This is a genomic window from Plantibacter sp. VKM Ac-2885 (assembly GCF_015351205.1).
Classification (GTDB): domain Bacteria; phylum Actinomycetota; class Actinomycetes; order Actinomycetales; family Microbacteriaceae; genus Plantibacter; species Plantibacter auratus.
Window position 1 is genome coordinate 292,753 of sequence record NZ_JADKSK010000001.1, and the last position, 13,550, is coordinate 306,302.

15 protein-coding genes are annotated in these 13,550 nt (G+C 70.5%); 5 read left to right on the forward strand and 10 right to left on the reverse strand.

The features are described from left to right. Positions 1-181: 181 nt before the first annotated feature. Positions 182-1,747 carry a molybdopterin-dependent oxidoreductase gene (locus ITJ66_RS01415; RefSeq protein ID WP_194642993.1) on the reverse strand — a complete coding sequence of 522 codons (1,566 nt, stop codon included), beginning with the start codon at positions 1,745-1,747 and terminating at the stop codon, positions 182-184. A 90-nt stretch (positions 1,748-1,837) separates the two neighbouring features. Between ITJ66_RS01415 and moaA the strand changes: the two genes are divergently transcribed. Together moaA and ITJ66_RS01425 are read left to right on the forward strand one after the other, a co-directional pair. Then, positions 1,838-2,905, forward strand: a complete 1,068-nt coding sequence (gene moaA, locus ITJ66_RS01420) for a GTP 3',8-cyclase MoaA (protein WP_064293946.1) — start codon at positions 1,838-1,840, stop codon at positions 2,903-2,905. Beyond that, the gene (locus ITJ66_RS01425; RefSeq protein WP_064293945.1) at positions 2,898-3,155 is read left to right on the forward strand and encodes a MoaD/ThiS family protein; all 258 of its coding nucleotides are present in this window, start codon (positions 2,898-2,900) and stop codon (positions 3,153-3,155) included. The genes moaA and ITJ66_RS01425 overlap by 8 nt, the downstream gene beginning before the upstream one ends. Here the strand turns inward: ITJ66_RS01425 and ITJ66_RS01430 are convergent. Genes ITJ66_RS01430 through ITJ66_RS01440 form a run of 3 tightly spaced genes read right to left on the reverse strand, consistent with a single transcriptional unit; the run spans position 3,152 to position 6,844 of the window. Next, positions 3,152-3,619: a BLUF domain-containing protein gene (locus ITJ66_RS01430; protein WP_194642995.1), complete on the reverse strand. Its 468-nt coding sequence runs from the start codon at positions 3,617-3,619 to the stop codon at positions 3,152-3,154. The genes ITJ66_RS01425 and ITJ66_RS01430 overlap by 4 nt on opposite strands. 37 nt (positions 3,620-3,656) lie before the next feature. Then, complete coding sequence (locus ITJ66_RS01435) at positions 3,657-4,199, reverse strand: hypothetical protein (RefSeq protein WP_191940001.1); 543 nt, start codon at positions 4,197-4,199, stop codon at positions 3,657-3,659. A gap of 35 nt (positions 4,200-4,234) precedes the next feature. After that, the gene (locus ITJ66_RS01440; RefSeq protein WP_194642997.1) at positions 4,235-6,844 is read right to left on the reverse strand and encodes an excinuclease ABC subunit UvrA; all 2,610 of its coding nucleotides are present in this window, start codon (positions 6,842-6,844) and stop codon (positions 4,235-4,237) included. 143 nt (positions 6,845-6,987) lie between these two features. On the opposite strand from ITJ66_RS01440, the gene ITJ66_RS01445 reads away from it, so the two are divergent. Both ITJ66_RS01445 and ITJ66_RS01450 read left to right on the forward strand, forming a co-directional pair. Next, entirely contained in the window at positions 6,988-7,452 is a 465-nt protein-coding gene (locus ITJ66_RS01445; protein WP_194642998.1) for a hypothetical protein, read from the forward strand. A 59-nt stretch (positions 7,453-7,511) separates the two neighbouring features. Then, on the forward strand, positions 7,512-8,084 hold the full coding sequence (locus ITJ66_RS01450) for a dihydrofolate reductase family protein (RefSeq protein ID WP_194642999.1): 573 nt from the start codon (positions 7,512-7,514) through the stop codon (positions 8,082-8,084). Between the two features lie 52 nt (positions 8,085-8,136). On the opposite strand, the gene ITJ66_RS01455 is transcribed toward ITJ66_RS01450, so the two are convergent. Genes ITJ66_RS01455 through ITJ66_RS01475 form a run of 5 tightly spaced genes read right to left on the reverse strand, consistent with a single transcriptional unit; the run spans position 8,137 to position 12,558 of the window. After that, positions 8,137-8,727 (reverse strand): hypothetical protein, encoded by a 591-nt coding sequence (locus tag ITJ66_RS01455; RefSeq protein WP_194643000.1) that lies wholly within the window; start codon positions 8,725-8,727, stop codon positions 8,137-8,139. Beyond that, complete coding sequence (locus ITJ66_RS01460) at positions 8,724-9,152, reverse strand: molybdenum cofactor biosynthesis protein MoaE (RefSeq protein WP_191940004.1); 429 nt, start codon at positions 9,150-9,152, stop codon at positions 8,724-8,726. The genes ITJ66_RS01455 and ITJ66_RS01460 overlap by 4 nt, the downstream gene beginning before the upstream one ends. Beyond that, the gene (gene moaCB, locus ITJ66_RS01465) at positions 9,145-10,128 is read right to left on the reverse strand and encodes a bifunctional molybdenum cofactor biosynthesis protein MoaC/MoaB (protein ID WP_194643001.1); all 984 of its coding nucleotides are present in this window, start codon (positions 10,126-10,128) and stop codon (positions 9,145-9,147) included. The genes ITJ66_RS01460 and moaCB overlap by 8 nt, the downstream gene beginning before the upstream one ends. Then, the gene (gene glp, locus ITJ66_RS01470) at positions 10,125-11,360 is read right to left on the reverse strand and encodes a gephyrin-like molybdotransferase Glp (RefSeq protein ID WP_194643002.1); all 1,236 of its coding nucleotides are present in this window, start codon (positions 11,358-11,360) and stop codon (positions 10,125-10,127) included. Before glp ends, moaCB begins: the two co-directional genes overlap by 4 nt. 58 nt (positions 11,361-11,418) lie before the next feature. After that, on the reverse strand, positions 11,419-12,558 hold the full coding sequence (locus tag ITJ66_RS01475) for a ThiF family adenylyltransferase (protein ID WP_194643003.1): 1,140 nt from the start codon (positions 12,556-12,558) through the stop codon (positions 11,419-11,421). A 143-nt stretch (positions 12,559-12,701) separates the two neighbouring features. Between ITJ66_RS01475 and ITJ66_RS01480 the strand changes: the two genes are divergently transcribed. After that, positions 12,702-13,115 carry an ASCH domain-containing protein gene (locus ITJ66_RS01480; protein ID WP_194643004.1) on the forward strand — a complete coding sequence of 138 codons (414 nt, stop codon included), beginning with the start codon at positions 12,702-12,704 and terminating at the stop codon, positions 13,113-13,115. 6 nt (positions 13,116-13,121) lie between these two features. Here ITJ66_RS01480 and ITJ66_RS01485 read toward each other — a convergent pair whose 3' ends face one another. Then, positions 13,122-13,499, reverse strand: coding sequence for a VOC family protein (locus tag ITJ66_RS01485; protein ID WP_071261898.1), 378 nt, complete (start codon positions 13,497-13,499; stop codon positions 13,122-13,124). Positions 13,500-13,550 lie beyond the last annotated feature (51 nt).

Sequence of the window (13,550 nt, forward strand, 5' to 3'; positions counted from 1 at the left end):
ACGGTTCGTGTCCGGCGCGGGGCATCGCGCGGACGGGTGACGAGGTGGAGCGGGCCTGGCGCGAGACCAGTGCTCCGGTCGGCGGCGCAGCCGGACGGGAGCGTGAGGGGCGTGCCCGAGTGACGATACTCCGCGCCGGTGACACGGTGGTGTCCCGGTTCGGAATCGTGATGATCTCGGGTCAGTCGACGCCGACGGAGATGGTGTGCCAGCCCTCCGCGCCGTCGGGGACGACGTCGACGGGGGTCTCGCTCTGCGTCTTCCCGGCGGCATCGGTCGCACGGACGGCGATGGTGTGGTCACCGGCCGGGGCGTCCCACTGGAGGACCCACTGCACCCAGGTGTCGTCGGAGATCGCGGTCGCGAGGGTCGTGTCGAGCCAGTCGCCGTCGTCGATCCGGACCTGGACCCGGTTGACGCCCGTGTGCTGCGCCCAGGCGACGCCGGCGATCGCGACGTTCCCCGCAGCGACACGTCCACCGTTGCGCGGTACGTCGATGCGCGACTCCGTCTTGATGGGCCCGCGCTCCGACCAGCCGCGATCGGTCCAATACGCCCGGGCGTCCGCATAACGGGTCACTTCCAGCTCGACGACCCACTTCGTGGCGGAGACGTAGCCGTAGAGCCCCGGCACGACCATGCGCACCGGGAAGCCGTGCTGCAGCGGGAGCGGCTGCCCGTTCATCCCGACGGCGAGGAGGCTGTCGCGGTCCTCGTCCTGCAGGACCTCGAGCGGAGTGCCGGCGGTGAACCCGTCGATGCTCCGCGACAGGACCATGTCGGCTCCGGCCTTGGGCTTTGCGCGGGCGAGCAACTCGCGGATCGGGTACCCGAGCCAGAGCGCGTTGCCGATGAGGTCGCCGCCGACGGGGTTCGATACGCAGGTCAGCGTGATGATCGACTCCTGGAGCGGGAGGGCGAGGAGTTCCTCGAACCCGATCTCGACCTCCTGCTCGACCATGCCGGTGATCTTGAGGCTCCAGGTCGAGGGGTCGATGTTCGGCACCTGGAGGGCGGTGTCGATCCGGTAGAAGGAGTCGTTCGCCGACACGACCGGGGTGAGTCCGTCGATACCGAGTTCGGCTCCGGCGGGGACCGGCGGTGCGGCGACGGCGGCCGTCGGGAGCTTGAGCGCCTTCCGGATGGTCTCCACGGCGACCGCTCCGGCCGAGGCGACGCGCGCGCCGACGCCGACGACGAGTGCGCCGACCGCGGTGCCGCCGAGCAGGACGAGGAAGGAGCGCCGGGGGAGTTCGGCCCGCGAGGCGCCGACGACCGGCCGGGCTTCATCCGCGACCGTCGCGTCGTCCCAGGTGCGGAGCCGGGTCACGAGCAGTCGCAGGACGAGGATGCCGACCGCGGTACCGACGACGCTCGGGAACGCCCAGTCGAGGCCCGCGTCCGCGCGGGTGATCGCTGCGACGACCGCGACGACACCGACGAGCGCGAGCGCGATGCTGCCGACCACCGGTCGACGCTCCTCGAGGATCCCGATCCCGACGGCGAGGGCCGCGACCAGGACGCCGAGCACGATGAGCAGCACGAGCTTGTCGTTGGTGCCGAACAGGGCGATGACGAGGTCCTTCACCCAACCGGGCACGAGGTCGATCACGAGGGAACCCACGGCGAGCAGCGGCGAGCTCGCGGGGGCGACGAAGGCTGCGACGGCCTCGGCCGACCCGAGGGTGGCGACGGCTGCGACGACGCCGGACGCGCCGGCGAGCAGGGTGCGGCGGCGGGGCTCCATGTCCGTCATGCTACGCGCGCCCGCTGGGCGTTCCTCCCCGAAGCGGCTCTAGAGGGGCAAGTCGGCCGTCCATCCCCGTACCCTGGGGGGATGACCACAGTCGGGCTAGGAATCCCACGCATCGGGTCGCCGCTCAGGCACATCCCGGACGCTGCCGGGCGCCCCGACGTCGACGGCCTCATCGACCGCTTCGGCAGGGTCGCCCGCGACCTCCGGGTGTCGATCACGGAGAAGTGCTCGCTGCGCTGCACGTACTGCATGCCCGAGCAGGGTCTCCCCGCGATCGCCCGCGACGACCTGCTGACGCCCACCGAGATCGGTCGCCTCGTCGAGATCGCCGTCCGCGACCTCGGCGTGCACGACATCCGCTTCACGGGCGGAGAGCCGCTCATGCGCCCCGACCTCGCGGAGATCATCGCCCGCAGCTCGGCTGTCGCCGGGGACGCCTCGATCTCCATGACGACGAACGGCATCGGACTCGACAAGCGCGTCGACGAGCTCGTGGCCGCCGGGCTCACCCGCGTCAACATCTCCCTCGACACCGTCGACCGCGACCACTTCGCGCGGCTCACGCGTCGCGACCGCCTCCCCGCCGTCCTGGCCGGCATCGAGGCCGCCAAGCGCGCCGGGCTGACGCCGCTCAAGATCAACGCCGTCCTCATGCGCGACACGCTCGACGGCGCGGTCGCCCTGCTCTCCTGGGCGATCGAGAACGGTTGCCGCCTCCGGTTCATCGAGCAGATGCCGCTCGACGCCGACGAGGCGTGGGTGCGCGAGAACATGGTCGACGCGGCCGAATTGCTCGACGTCCTCGGCTCCCGTTTCACGCTCACTGCCCCACATCGCGAAGATCCGTCCGCTCCCGCCGAGGAGTGGCTCGTCGACGGCGGCCCGGCGACGGTCGGCATCATCGCCTCGGTCACGCGCTCGTTCTGCGACGACTGCGACCGAACCCGGCTCACGGCCGAGGGGACGATCCGCTCCTGCCTCTTCGGCGACGACGAGACCGACCTCCGGGGCATGTTGCGTTCGGGCGTCGAGGACGTCGAGATCGCGGACCGCTGGCGGGCGGCGATGTGGCACAAGCAGGCCGGGCACCGTATCGCGTCGCCCGACTTCGTCCGTCCCGAGCGGAGCATGGGAGCGATCGGTGGCTGAGACGACGACCCTGCAGGTGCTCGTGCGCTACTTCGCCGCTGCCGAGGAGGCCGCCGGCGTGCCCGAGGAGTCCTTGCCGGCGGTCGCGACGGTCGGCGAGCTGAAGTCCGTGCTGCTCGAACGGTACGGCGACGCGATGGCCAAGGTGCTCGCTTCAGGCTCGTTCCTCGTCGACGGCGTCGTCAGTCGCGACGACGCCCGTCCGCTCGGCGCCCGGGTCGACGTCCTCCCGCCCTTCGCCGGCGGCTAGGACGCCGACGTCGCCGAGCGACCGCGCTCGGCCAGGGCGCGGGTGGCGCGGTGTTGGAACCATCGCACGAGGTCCAGGATGCGATGGCGCCGTGCGTCCGATTCGTCCTCGTGCGACGCCCTGTAGCCGGGGATCGAATCGACCGGGTAGTCGTCGAGGTTCTCGCAGCGCATGGTCCAGTCGGGGAACCGCCGGTACTCGATCTCCTCCTCGACCAGGACCCGTAGCTCGCTGTGTCGGGTGTCCTCGTGCAACCGCTGCAGCACATGGCGGACGACCGCAGGGGGCCCTTCGATCACCTGGAAGAAGTCGTCGCCTCGCACGGCGAGCATGCCGGTGAGGCCCGAGCGTCCGTTGTTGTCGCGGGACTGCCGGAGGATCGCTTCGAGTGCGGTCTGGGTCAGCGGTGCAGCGGACGTGCTCACGTAGGTCACGGAGAGGAACGCGGATTCGGGCTGCGTCATACTCCGTGACCTTACACGTCAGGTGTCGGATAGGTGCTCATCGCGAGGCCTGCCAAGCGCGACGGGCCACCCCGGCCGACCGGAACATCAGCATCAGCGAGGAGATCGCACCGACGACGGTCGCCAGGAACGCCACGAGTGCGAGCATCTGGAGCAGTTCGCCGACCGGCGACGACCGGCCGACGTACGGCGGGATCTCGTCGGACACGGTGTTCCCGACGCCGAAACCGGCGATGAACATGGCGAGGAGACCGAGCCAGACGAGCATGGATCCGAGGGTCGCGACGTGGACCCAGTGCGTGCCGAGCCGCCCGCGCCATCCGAAGGAGGTGAACACCAGGATCGCCGTGAGACCGAGCAGGAACGCAATCGCGACTCCGACGAGGCCGACGGCCAGGGTGGTGGACGTGAACACCCCGTAGATCGCCTCGATGCCGTAGGAGTCGTCCGTCATCGCGAGCGGCGCCCAGATGAGTTCCTCGATGGGAGCGAGCACCAGCATCACCGTCGCGGCGATCGCCCAGACGACGACGGCGATGCGCTGGGCGCGGAGGTCACGGTGTGCATCGGTCGTCTGCATGGACTCCACGCTAAGCGCTCGGGGTCGGTGGGACGTCATCCCGCCGACGCGTCCTCCGGTGACGGTGCAGCACCGAGCAACGCCAGTCGCTTCGCCAGGTAGGGCGCGGTGCGGCTGTCGGGGTCTGCGGCGACGGCGTCCGGGGTGCCTGCGGCCACGATGCGCCCACCCGCGTCGCCGCCGGACGGTCCGAGGTCGATCACCCAGTCGGCCGCCGCGACGACGTCCATCTCGTGCTCGACCACGACGACGGTGTCGCCGGAGTCGACGAGTGCGTTCAGCTGCGCCAGCAGACGACGGACGTCGGCCGGGTGGAGGCCGGTCGTCGGCTCGTCGAGGAGGTAGAGGGTGTGACCGCGTCGCACCCGCTGGAGTTCCGTCGCGAGTTTGATGCGCTGCGCCTCTCCGCCCGACAGCTCCGTGGCCGGCTGTCCGAGCCGCAGGTACCCCAGGCCGACCTCGAGCAGGGTGCGGAGGCTGCGCGCCGCCGCCGGGACGGCCGCGAGGAACTCGGCCGCCTGCTCGACGGTGAGTGCGAGGACGTCTGCGATCGACTTCCCGTCGTAGGTGACCTCGAGGGTCTCGGCGTTGTACCGAGCGCCGTTACAGGTCGGGCACTTCCCGTAGCTGCCGGGGAGGAACAGTAGTTCGACCGACACGAAGCCCTCACCGAGGCAGGTCTCGCAGCGACCTCCCGCGACGTTGAACGAGAACCGGCCGGCCGTGTAGCCGCGTTCGCGGGCGAGGTCCGTGGCGGCGAAGGCCGCGCGGACGGCGTCGAACAGTCCGGTGTAGGTCGCGAGGTTCGACCGCGGCGTTCGACCGATGGGCTTCTGGTCGACCCGGACCATGCGGTCGACGTGCTCGAGCCCTCGCACCCGACGGACGGTGAGCGTGTCGGCGTGTCCGTCCGGCACCGTCGCCTCCGCCAGGCCGGAACCCTCGGCCGCATCCGGATCGGCGGGCACCTCGTCGTCATCGTCTGCGACGTCGTCCGTCGTCCGGCCGGCTGCCCGCAGGTGGTCGCGCACGACGTCGCGGAGGACCCGGCTCACGAGGGTCGATTTGCCGGAACCGGAGACACCGGTGACGGCGACGAAGGTCCCGAGGGGGATCGAGGCGTCGACGCCGGCGAGGTTGTGGAGCGTGATGCCCTCCACCTCGAGCCAGTCGCGCGCCTCACGGAGTGCTCGTCGCTCGGGAGCCGGACCGTGCTGTTCGGGGAAGAGGAACGGGCGGGTCGCCGAGGCCTCGACCTCGGCGAGACCCTCGACGGCCCCGCTGTAGAGCACGTCGCCGCCACCCTCGCCTGCACCGGGGCCGACGTCGACGATCCAGTCCGCGTTCCGGACGACGTCCATGTTGTGCTCGACGACGTAGACCGAGTTGCCCGAGCGCTTCAGCTGCTCCAGCACCTCGAGGAGGGGCTCCGCATCGGCCGGGTGCAGACCCGCTGACGGTTCGTCGAGGACATAGACCACGCCGAAGAGCCCGGAGCGCAGCTGGGTCGCGAGCCGGAGCCGTTGCATCTCGCCGGGGGAGAGCGTCGTCGTCACGCGCCCGAGCCCGAGGTAGCCGAGTCCGAGATCGGTGAGCACGCGGATACGCGCGAGGAGGTCGGTCGTGATGGCGACGGCGACGTCGGTGCGCTCGCCGGAGAGCGTGGTCGGGAGCGCGGGCGCCGCGTCGGTCAGCTCCGTGGTGGGCCGGATGACCTCGGCGAGCTCCGTCATCGGCAGGGCGTTGAGTTCGGCGATCGTGCGGCCGGCGAAGGTGACCGCGAGCGCCTCGCGGCGGAGTCCCGTGCCGTGGCAGAGCGGGCACGGACCCGAGCGCACGAACTGCAGCACCTTGTTCCGCATCATCTGGCTCTTGGAGTCGGAGAGGGTGTGGAAGACGTACTGCTTGGCGCTCCAGAACATCCCGTTGTACGGCTTCGCGACGCGGTCTCGTTGCGGCGTGATCTGCACGACCGGTTGCTCCTCGGTGAAGAGGATCCAGTCGCGGTCCTCCTGGTCGAGTTCCCGCCAGGGGCGGTCGACGTCGTATCCGAGGGCGATGGTGATGTCGCGGAGATTCTTCGCCTGCCAGGCGCCCGGCCACGCGGCGATCGCGCCCTCGCGGATGCTCAGCGAGGGGTCGGGCACGAGGGAGTCCTCGGTGACCGTGTGTGCGACGCCGATGCCATGGCACTCCGGGCAGGCGCCGACGGCGGTGTTGGGCGAGAAGGCGTCCGAGTCGAGTCGGGTCGTGAATCCCTCGGGGAAGGTGCCGGCGCGCGAGAACAGCATGCGGAGCGAGTTCGAGAGGGTCGTCACCGTGCCGACGCTGGAGCGCGAGCTGGGAGCGCCGCGTCGCTGCTGCAGGGCGACCGCCGGTGGCAGGCCGGAGATCGAGTCGACGTGCGGGTCGTGACCCTGCTGGATGAGTCGCCGGGCGTACGGGGCGACGGACTCCAGGTAGCGCCGTTGCGCCTCGGTGAAGATGGTGCCGAACGCGAGCGACGACTTTCCGGAACCGGAGACGCCCGTGAAGGCGACGATCGCATCGCGCGGCACGTCGACGTCCACGTTGCGGAGGTTGTTCTCGTTGGCTCCCCGGACGCGGACGAACGGGTCGGATGCTTCGGGGGCGTGTTCGGGCATCAGATCACCCTACGTCGCTCGCTACCGCGATGCGGAGTGGTTGACGCGCCCCTGCAGGTGTGCGGGCGAGGCTCTTGCCAGGAGGATCGCCGAGCTGAGACGATCGTCGGTTGCCCGAAGCGGGCGCAGAGTTGGAGTCCACCGTGTCTCATGAAGCCGATGACCCGCGAACCATCGTGGCGGCGAGCGTCGAGTACTGGCGTTCGCTCGTGCAGCGCCTGGCAGGTGCATCGGCCGTCACTTCGGTCGAGGAGGTCGACACGGCTTTGCCGTGGACCAACCTGAGCGTCGAGCCCGTGAACCCGAGAGCGGCCTCGATCGACCTGCTCCTGACCCCGCACGAGATGATCCTGCACCTCGGCCGACACGGTTGCCGGTGGGAACTCGACGACGGAGCGCTCGACACCGCGTTCGCCGAACGGGTGATCGACGCCGCGATCGCCGGACGCGCAGAGGAGCTCGTCGGAACGATCCGGTTCGCCGTGCGGGTCACCTTCCGGGACGGCACCGTCGAGGAGAACGTCCGACTCGACGGCTTCCTGGCCCCGACACGGCGCTGGATGCGCCGCGAGCCTTGGACGCGCTTCAAGCCGTACGACGTGGAGTGAGGATGTCTGGCGAGAACCGGTCGTGAACGATGTCGGGGGTGGACGGCAGGATCGTCCTCATGACTCGTGAACGTTCCTGGCACGGCTGTGTCTTCATCGGCGTGAGCCTCGACGGTTACATCGCCAAGCCCGACGGCGACCTCGGCTGGCTCACGGAGCTCGAGCCGCGGGAGCATGCCGCGGATGCGCCAGGGCAGCACCCGGCGCTCGACTGGGACTCGTTCTTCCCGACGATCGACACCCTCGTGATGGGACGCACCACCTACGACACCGTCCTCGGCTTCGGTGAGTGGCCGTTCGAAGGCAAGCGGGTCGTCGTGCTGAGCACCACGCTCGAGGCCGGGGACGACCGCATCACGGTCGCCGGGTCGGTCGACGAGGCGGCCGCCCTGCTCGACGAGGCCGGGGCCGGCCGCGTCTACATCGACGGAGGTAGGACGATCCAGGCGTTCCTGGGCGCCGGCCTCGTCGACGAGCTGACGGTGTCGGTCGCCCCGGTCCTCATCGGTTCCGGCGCACGCCTCTTCGGCGACCTCGACGCCGACGTCCTCCTGCGGCTCCGAGGCACCCACGCGACGCCCGAGGACGGCCTTGTGCGCATCACCTACGACGTGCTGGCGAAGGACGCTTAGGCGCCGTCGCAATTATTGCGTTTTCGCAATACAGCCCAATACAACGCGATTCCTACGGGGTGGACGTGCTGGCGCGCTGATCCTCCGCTCGGGCCGTCCAGTCCTCGAGGAGTGCGGTGATCGTCGACTCGTAGGGTGCTCGCTCGAACGTCAGGGTGAACGCTGCGACCTCTGCATCGCCGATCTCTTCGGTGTTGCCGTCCTGGTAGGCGATGTCCCGCCACTCCACGGTGCTGTCAGAGACCACGACGCTTGCCGAAACCGCGCCGCAATAGAGGTCGCCGCACTGGTGGCAGAACAGGAGGCCGACCCGGCCGTCGGAGAAGTCGACGGGCTCCTGCTCCGGGCCTGCCATCGAGAGCAGCGCGCGAAGGCTCGCGACCGCTGCCGGAGGGAAGTGTGGCGCATCATGCATGAGCGTCATGTCGTTGCACGGGGTGCCGTTCGGGAATCGCATGCGCTCGGTGAACGGCTCACCGTCGATCAGCCATTCGACGACGGCTACCTGTCGCGTCGTGCTGAGGTCCTTTCGGAACAGTCGCATGACGGTGTCCGTCTGTTCGTAGCTCGTCCACGCCCAGCCCAGTGTCGAGAGCCCGCGGATCGGAGGCTGCGCCTGGCCCTCATCGAGCCGATCGGTCACAGACCGACCCACTCCGTATCGCCGTCGGCCAGGTGCTGGCGCTTCCAGATGGGGACGGTGCGCTTGATCTCCTCGACCAGCCGCTCGCACGCGGCGAACGCCTCGGCCCGGTGCGCAGCGGCGACGGCGGCGACGAGCGCGAGGTCGCCGACGACGAGCGACCCGACGCGGTGCGCTGCTGCCACTCGAAGACCGGTCTCCGAGGCGACCGTCCGGCAGCAGTCCTCCAGGAACCGCTGGGCATCGGGATGGGCCCGGTAGTCGAGGGCGTCGACCGCCTCGCCGTGGTCATGGTCGCGCACGATCCCCCGGAAGGCGACGAGTGCGCCGTTGGCGGGTGCCGCGACGAAGTCCTCGATCGCGTGCGCGTCGAGGGGCGACTCCGAGATGAGGGCGAGGACCTCGGGAACCGTCGACTCACTCATGCGCGCCACCTCCGGCGATCTGGGCGACGAGGTGGTCGAGCAGGCCGTCGAGGACCGCGAGTCCGTCCTTCACGCCGCCGGTCGACCCGGGCAGGTTCACCACGACGGTGCCGCCGGAGACCCCTGCGAGCCCGCGACTGAGCGCCGCGGTCGGGGTCTTGGTCGACCCGAGGGTGCGGATCGCCTCTGCTATGCCGGGCAGTTCGCGGTCGAGGTGGGGCTGCGTCGCCTCCGGGGTGCGGTCGCTCGGCGAGAGGCCGGTGCCGCCCGTCGTGATGAGCACCGCGGGCGTGGCGTCCAAGGCTGCCGTGATCGCGAGGTGCACGTCCGCGTCGGACACGACCGTCACCGCATCCACCGCGTAGTCGTGCTCGGACAACCAGGTGGAGATGCGCGGCCCCGTGAGGTCTTCGCGCGTGCCCGCCGCACCGGCGGTCGACGCGACGATGACGGCCGCGGTTCGCGGACGGACCGTCCGCGCCACAGGTGCTTCGATCGGCTCCGACGCTTCCGGCGTCCAGTTCCCGCGCTTGCCGCCGGACTTCTCCAGCAGCCGGATGTCGCCGAGGACCGAGGCCGGGTCGACGGCCTTGACCATGTCGTGCAGGGTAAGGCCGGCGATCGACGCGGCCGTCAGGGCCTCCATCTCGACGCCCGTCTGGCCGGTGGTCTTCGCCGTCGCGGTGATGACGATGGAGTCCTCGGTGAACGCGAAGTCGAGGCTCACGGACGACAGCGCGAGCTGGTGACACAGCGGGATGAGCTCGCTCGTCCGCTTGGCCCCCGCGATCCCCGCGATGCGAGCGGTAGCGATGACGTCCGCCTTCGGCAGGCCGTCCGCTTGAACGAGCGCGATCACGTCTGGTCGGGTGGTGAAGGTCGCCGTCGCCGTCGCGACCCGCTTCGTCGTGGCCTTGTCGCCGACATCGACCATGCGTGCGCGGCCGTCGTCGTCGAGGTGTGTGAGCCCGGTCATAGTGCCCATGCTTCCACAGCGTCACCGGCGTCGAGCTCGAGTGTGTCCTCCGGGATCACGATCAGCACGTCGGAGGCCGCGAGCCCGGCGACGAGGTGCGAGCCGGGGCCTGCAACCGGTTCGACCCGGCCGTCGTCTCGTCGGCGTCCGCGGAGGAACTGGCGCTTGCCGGGCACCGAACGCACGGCGACCGCGAGTTCGGCCGGTGCGCGTGTCGCCTGCGGCAGCCCTGCGACCCGGCGGAGGACCGGAGCGACGAAGACCTCGAACGAGAGCTGGGTGCTCACCGGGTTGCCGGGGAACGCGATGATCGGGACGCCCCGGTAGGCCCCGAGCGCCTGTGGTCCGCCGGGCTGCATCGCGACCGAGCCGATCCAGCCGCCCAATGGCCCGAGGACGTCACGGACGACCTCGTGCTCGCCCATGGAGATCCCGCCGGAGGTGAGGATGAGATCGACATCGCCGTGGAGGTCGTCGAGCAGGGCGAGCAGGACGTCGGCATCGTCGACGACGCGCGCACGGGCGGCGACCTCGGCCCCGGCCGCGACGACGGCGGCCGCCAGCGCGGTCCCGTTGGAGTCGAAGGTCTGGCCGAGCGTCGGCGTCTCGCCGGGTTCGACGAGTTCGGCGCCGGTCGTGACGATCGCGACCCGCACCCGCCGACGCACCTCGACGGTCGTGATCCCGGCCGCCGCCAACACGGCGAGGTGTCGTGAAGCGAGGCGTACGCCGGCCGGCAGCAGCTCCTGACCGGCGCGGACGTCGCTCCCGCGCTCCCGGACGAACAGTCCCACCGGGCGCTCGCCGCCGTTGCGCGGACGACCGAGGACGACGGTCTCGACTCCGTCCGGATCCGTCTCGACCTCGCTCTCCTCGACGGGCACGACGACGTCCGCTCCCGGCGGCACGACCGCGCCGGTCATGATGCGTACCGAGGTCCCCGGCTCGAGCGGCGCGGGGTCGATCGGGCGCGCGGCGATCTCGCCCACCACCCGCAGTCGCGTCTCATCGCCCGTGAGGTCTGTTGCCCGAACCGCGAAGCCGTCCATCTGCGAGTTGCGGAACAGCGGCAGGTCGACCGGTGACGGCACCGCCACGGCTGTCACCCGAGCTGCGGCCTCGTCGATCGGTACGTGCTCGGCGCCGGTGTCGGTCACGTCGTCGAGGAGGGTGGCGATGTCGGAGGCGTGCTGCTCGACGGTCTTCCGACTCGTGGGCGCTGGCGTCGTCATGGTGGTTCCCGTCGTCGAGGTCGGTCGGTGGGGCTGCACGGGGTGTTCGGAGCCGCGGTCAGTAGCGGGGGACGGACGGGTCCACGAGGCGCGACCACGCGTCGATGCCGCCCTCGAGATGGACGGCCGAGTAGCCGCGCTCGAGGAGCAGGCGGAGCGCTGACTCGGACCGGATGCCGTGGTGACAGTAGACGACCACGGGCGTCTCGGGGTCGAGCCCGTGGAGCGTCTCGGGGAGCGAGCCGAGCGGCATCAGCGTCGAACCGGGCAACCGGGCGATCTCCGCCTCCCATGGCTCCCGGACGTCGAGCAGGACGGCCTCATCGTCGCTCGCCGCGAGCTGCGGTGCGGTGATCGTGCGTCCGCCGTGTCGCGGCTCGTGGGGTGCTGCCGCTGCGGCGCTCGCCGCGTCCCCTCCCGGTGTCCGGTGCAAGTGCTCGTCCAGCGACACCTGCCGGGCACCCGCGGGGTCGCGCTCGTACCGGAGTTCGCGGAACCCGCCGCTCAGCCCGTCGAACATCGTCACCCGCCCGAGCGAGAGGGTCCCGACCCCGGTGAGCACCTTGATCGCCTCGGTCGCCATGATGGACCCGATGACCCCGACCGTGGTGGGCAGGACCCCGCCGGCCTCGCACGAGAGCACCGAACCGTCCGTCGGCGGGTGGGGGAAGAGGTCGCGGTAGCGCGGGCCGCGAGACGACCAGCTGAGCCCGGCCTGCCCGCCGTACTGCGAGACGGCACCCCAGACGAGTGGGACGTCGGCGAGCGTCGCGGCGTCGTCGACCAGGTAACGGGTCTCGAAGTTGTCGCTGCCGTCGATGACGAGGTCGATCTCCGCGTCGGCCAGGAGGCCCATGATCTCGCCGGGTCCGAGGCGGAGGCGGTGCCTGAGGATCGTCGCATCGGTGTTGACGGCGAGGGCGCGGTCCGCTGCGGAGTCGACCTTCGGACGGCCGACGTCCGCGGTGCTGTGGACGGTCTGCCGATGCAGGTTGCTGAGCTCGACCGTGTCGTCGTCCACCAGGTGGATCGCGCCGTCACCGGAACCGACACCGGCAGCGGCAAGCGCCGGGATGACGATGCTGCCGAGGCCGCCGGCGCCGACGATCAGCACCCGCGCATCGGCGAGACGCTGTTGCGCCGCTGGTCCGAACCCGGGGAGGGCGAGCTGCCTGGCGTACCGCGCGGTCGAGGACATGCGCCGATTATCCCACCGGCACCGTGCCCGCCGGCCCTCAGACCGCATCCGCTCGCGTCCGCAGGAGGCAGCAGGCGCCGCCACGGGAAACCGACAGGAGTGGTGAAGTGGCACGACGCGTCGATCGATGCTGGGATGGACGCATGGATGACCACCTCCCCATCGTCGAGTTCGCGTTCCCCGGCCCGCTGCGGGACAGGCTGGTGGCGGCGATCGAGTCCGGCGAGAAGGTCGCGACGAGTTCCCTGGCGCACGAGTACGAGGTGGCAGGCGAGGAGTTGCCGGCGGTCGGGCAGCGCGGAATCGTCGTCGATTCCGATGGCGCTCACCGCTTCGTCATCGAGACGGCGGGTGTCGAGGTGGTACCGCTGGACGAGGTACCACTGGCTCACGCTCTGGCGGAGGGCGAAGGCTACGCGTCGGTCGCCGACTGGCGTGCCGGTCACGAGCGGTTCTGGACCTCACCGGAGATGCAGGCCGAACTCGGCGCCGACTTCCACCTCGACGACACGACGCTCGTCGTCCTCGAACGGTTCGCCCTCATCGCCCGGGACTGAGGCCGATCAGACCGGCTTGACGGGCGTGCGCAGGAGGCAGAAGGCGTTGCCCTCGGGATCGGCGAGGACGTGCCACGACTCGTCGCCCGTCTGCCCGATGTCCGTCGGGCGCGCTCCGAGGGCCAACAGGCGCTCGAGCTCGGCGTCTTGGTCGCCGTCGGTCGGGCTGACGTCGATATGGAGCTTCGACTTCGGCTGCGGCGGGTCGTCGCTGCGGCTGAGGATGATGGTCGGCTGCGATCCACCGAAGCCGTCCCGCGCTCCGATCTCCACCCCGTCCTCGTCTCGGTCGAGCACGACGAAGTCGAGGACCTCGCACCAGAAGCGGGCGAGCGCTTCCGGATCGCGGCAGTCCAGGACGAGTTCACTGATGCGGCATGACATGACGGCACGCTACCCCGCACGCGTCGTGCAGCGGAACCCGTTGCGGATCGG

Excerpts from the sequence above, each read along its gene's own strand:
- ITJ66_RS01485 (WP_071261898.1), bottom strand. The coding sequence starts at position 13,499 with ATGTCATGCCGCATCAGTGAACTCGTCCTGGACTGCCGCGATCCGGAA.
- ITJ66_RS01415 (WP_194642993.1), bottom strand. The coding sequence starts at position 1,747 with ATGGAGCCCCGCCGCCGCACCCTGCTCGCCGGCGCGTCCGGCGTCGTC.
- ITJ66_RS01435 (WP_191940001.1), bottom strand. The coding sequence starts at position 4,199 with ATGCAGACGACCGATGCACACCGTGACCTCCGCGCCCAGCGCATCGCC.
- ITJ66_RS01430 (WP_194642995.1), bottom strand. The coding sequence starts at position 3,619 with ATGACGCAGCCCGAATCCGCGTTCCTCTCCGTGACCTACGTGAGCACG.
- moaCB (WP_194643001.1), bottom strand. The coding sequence starts at position 10,128 with ATGACCGGGCTCACACACCTCGACGACGACGGCCGCGCACGCATGGTC.
- ITJ66_RS01440 (WP_194642997.1), bottom strand. The coding sequence starts at position 6,844 with ATGCCCGAACACGCCCCCGAAGCATCCGACCCGTTCGTCCGCGTCCGG.
- moaA (WP_064293946.1), top strand. The coding sequence starts at position 1,838 with ATGACCACAGTCGGGCTAGGAATCCCACGCATCGGGTCGCCGCTCAGG.
- ITJ66_RS01480 (WP_194643004.1), top strand. The coding sequence starts at position 12,702 with ATGGATGACCACCTCCCCATCGTCGAGTTCGCGTTCCCCGGCCCGCTG.
- ITJ66_RS01460 (WP_191940004.1), bottom strand. The coding sequence starts at position 9,152 with ATGAGTGAGTCGACGGTTCCCGAGGTCCTCGCCCTCATCTCGGAGTCG.
- glp (WP_194643002.1), bottom strand. The coding sequence starts at position 11,360 with ATGACGACGCCAGCGCCCACGAGTCGGAAGACCGTCGAGCAGCACGCC.
- ITJ66_RS01475 (WP_194643003.1), bottom strand. The coding sequence starts at position 12,558 with ATGTCCTCGACCGCGCGGTACGCCAGGCAGCTCGCCCTCCCCGGGTTC.
- ITJ66_RS01450 (WP_194642999.1), top strand. The coding sequence starts at position 7,512 with ATGACTCGTGAACGTTCCTGGCACGGCTGTGTCTTCATCGGCGTGAGC.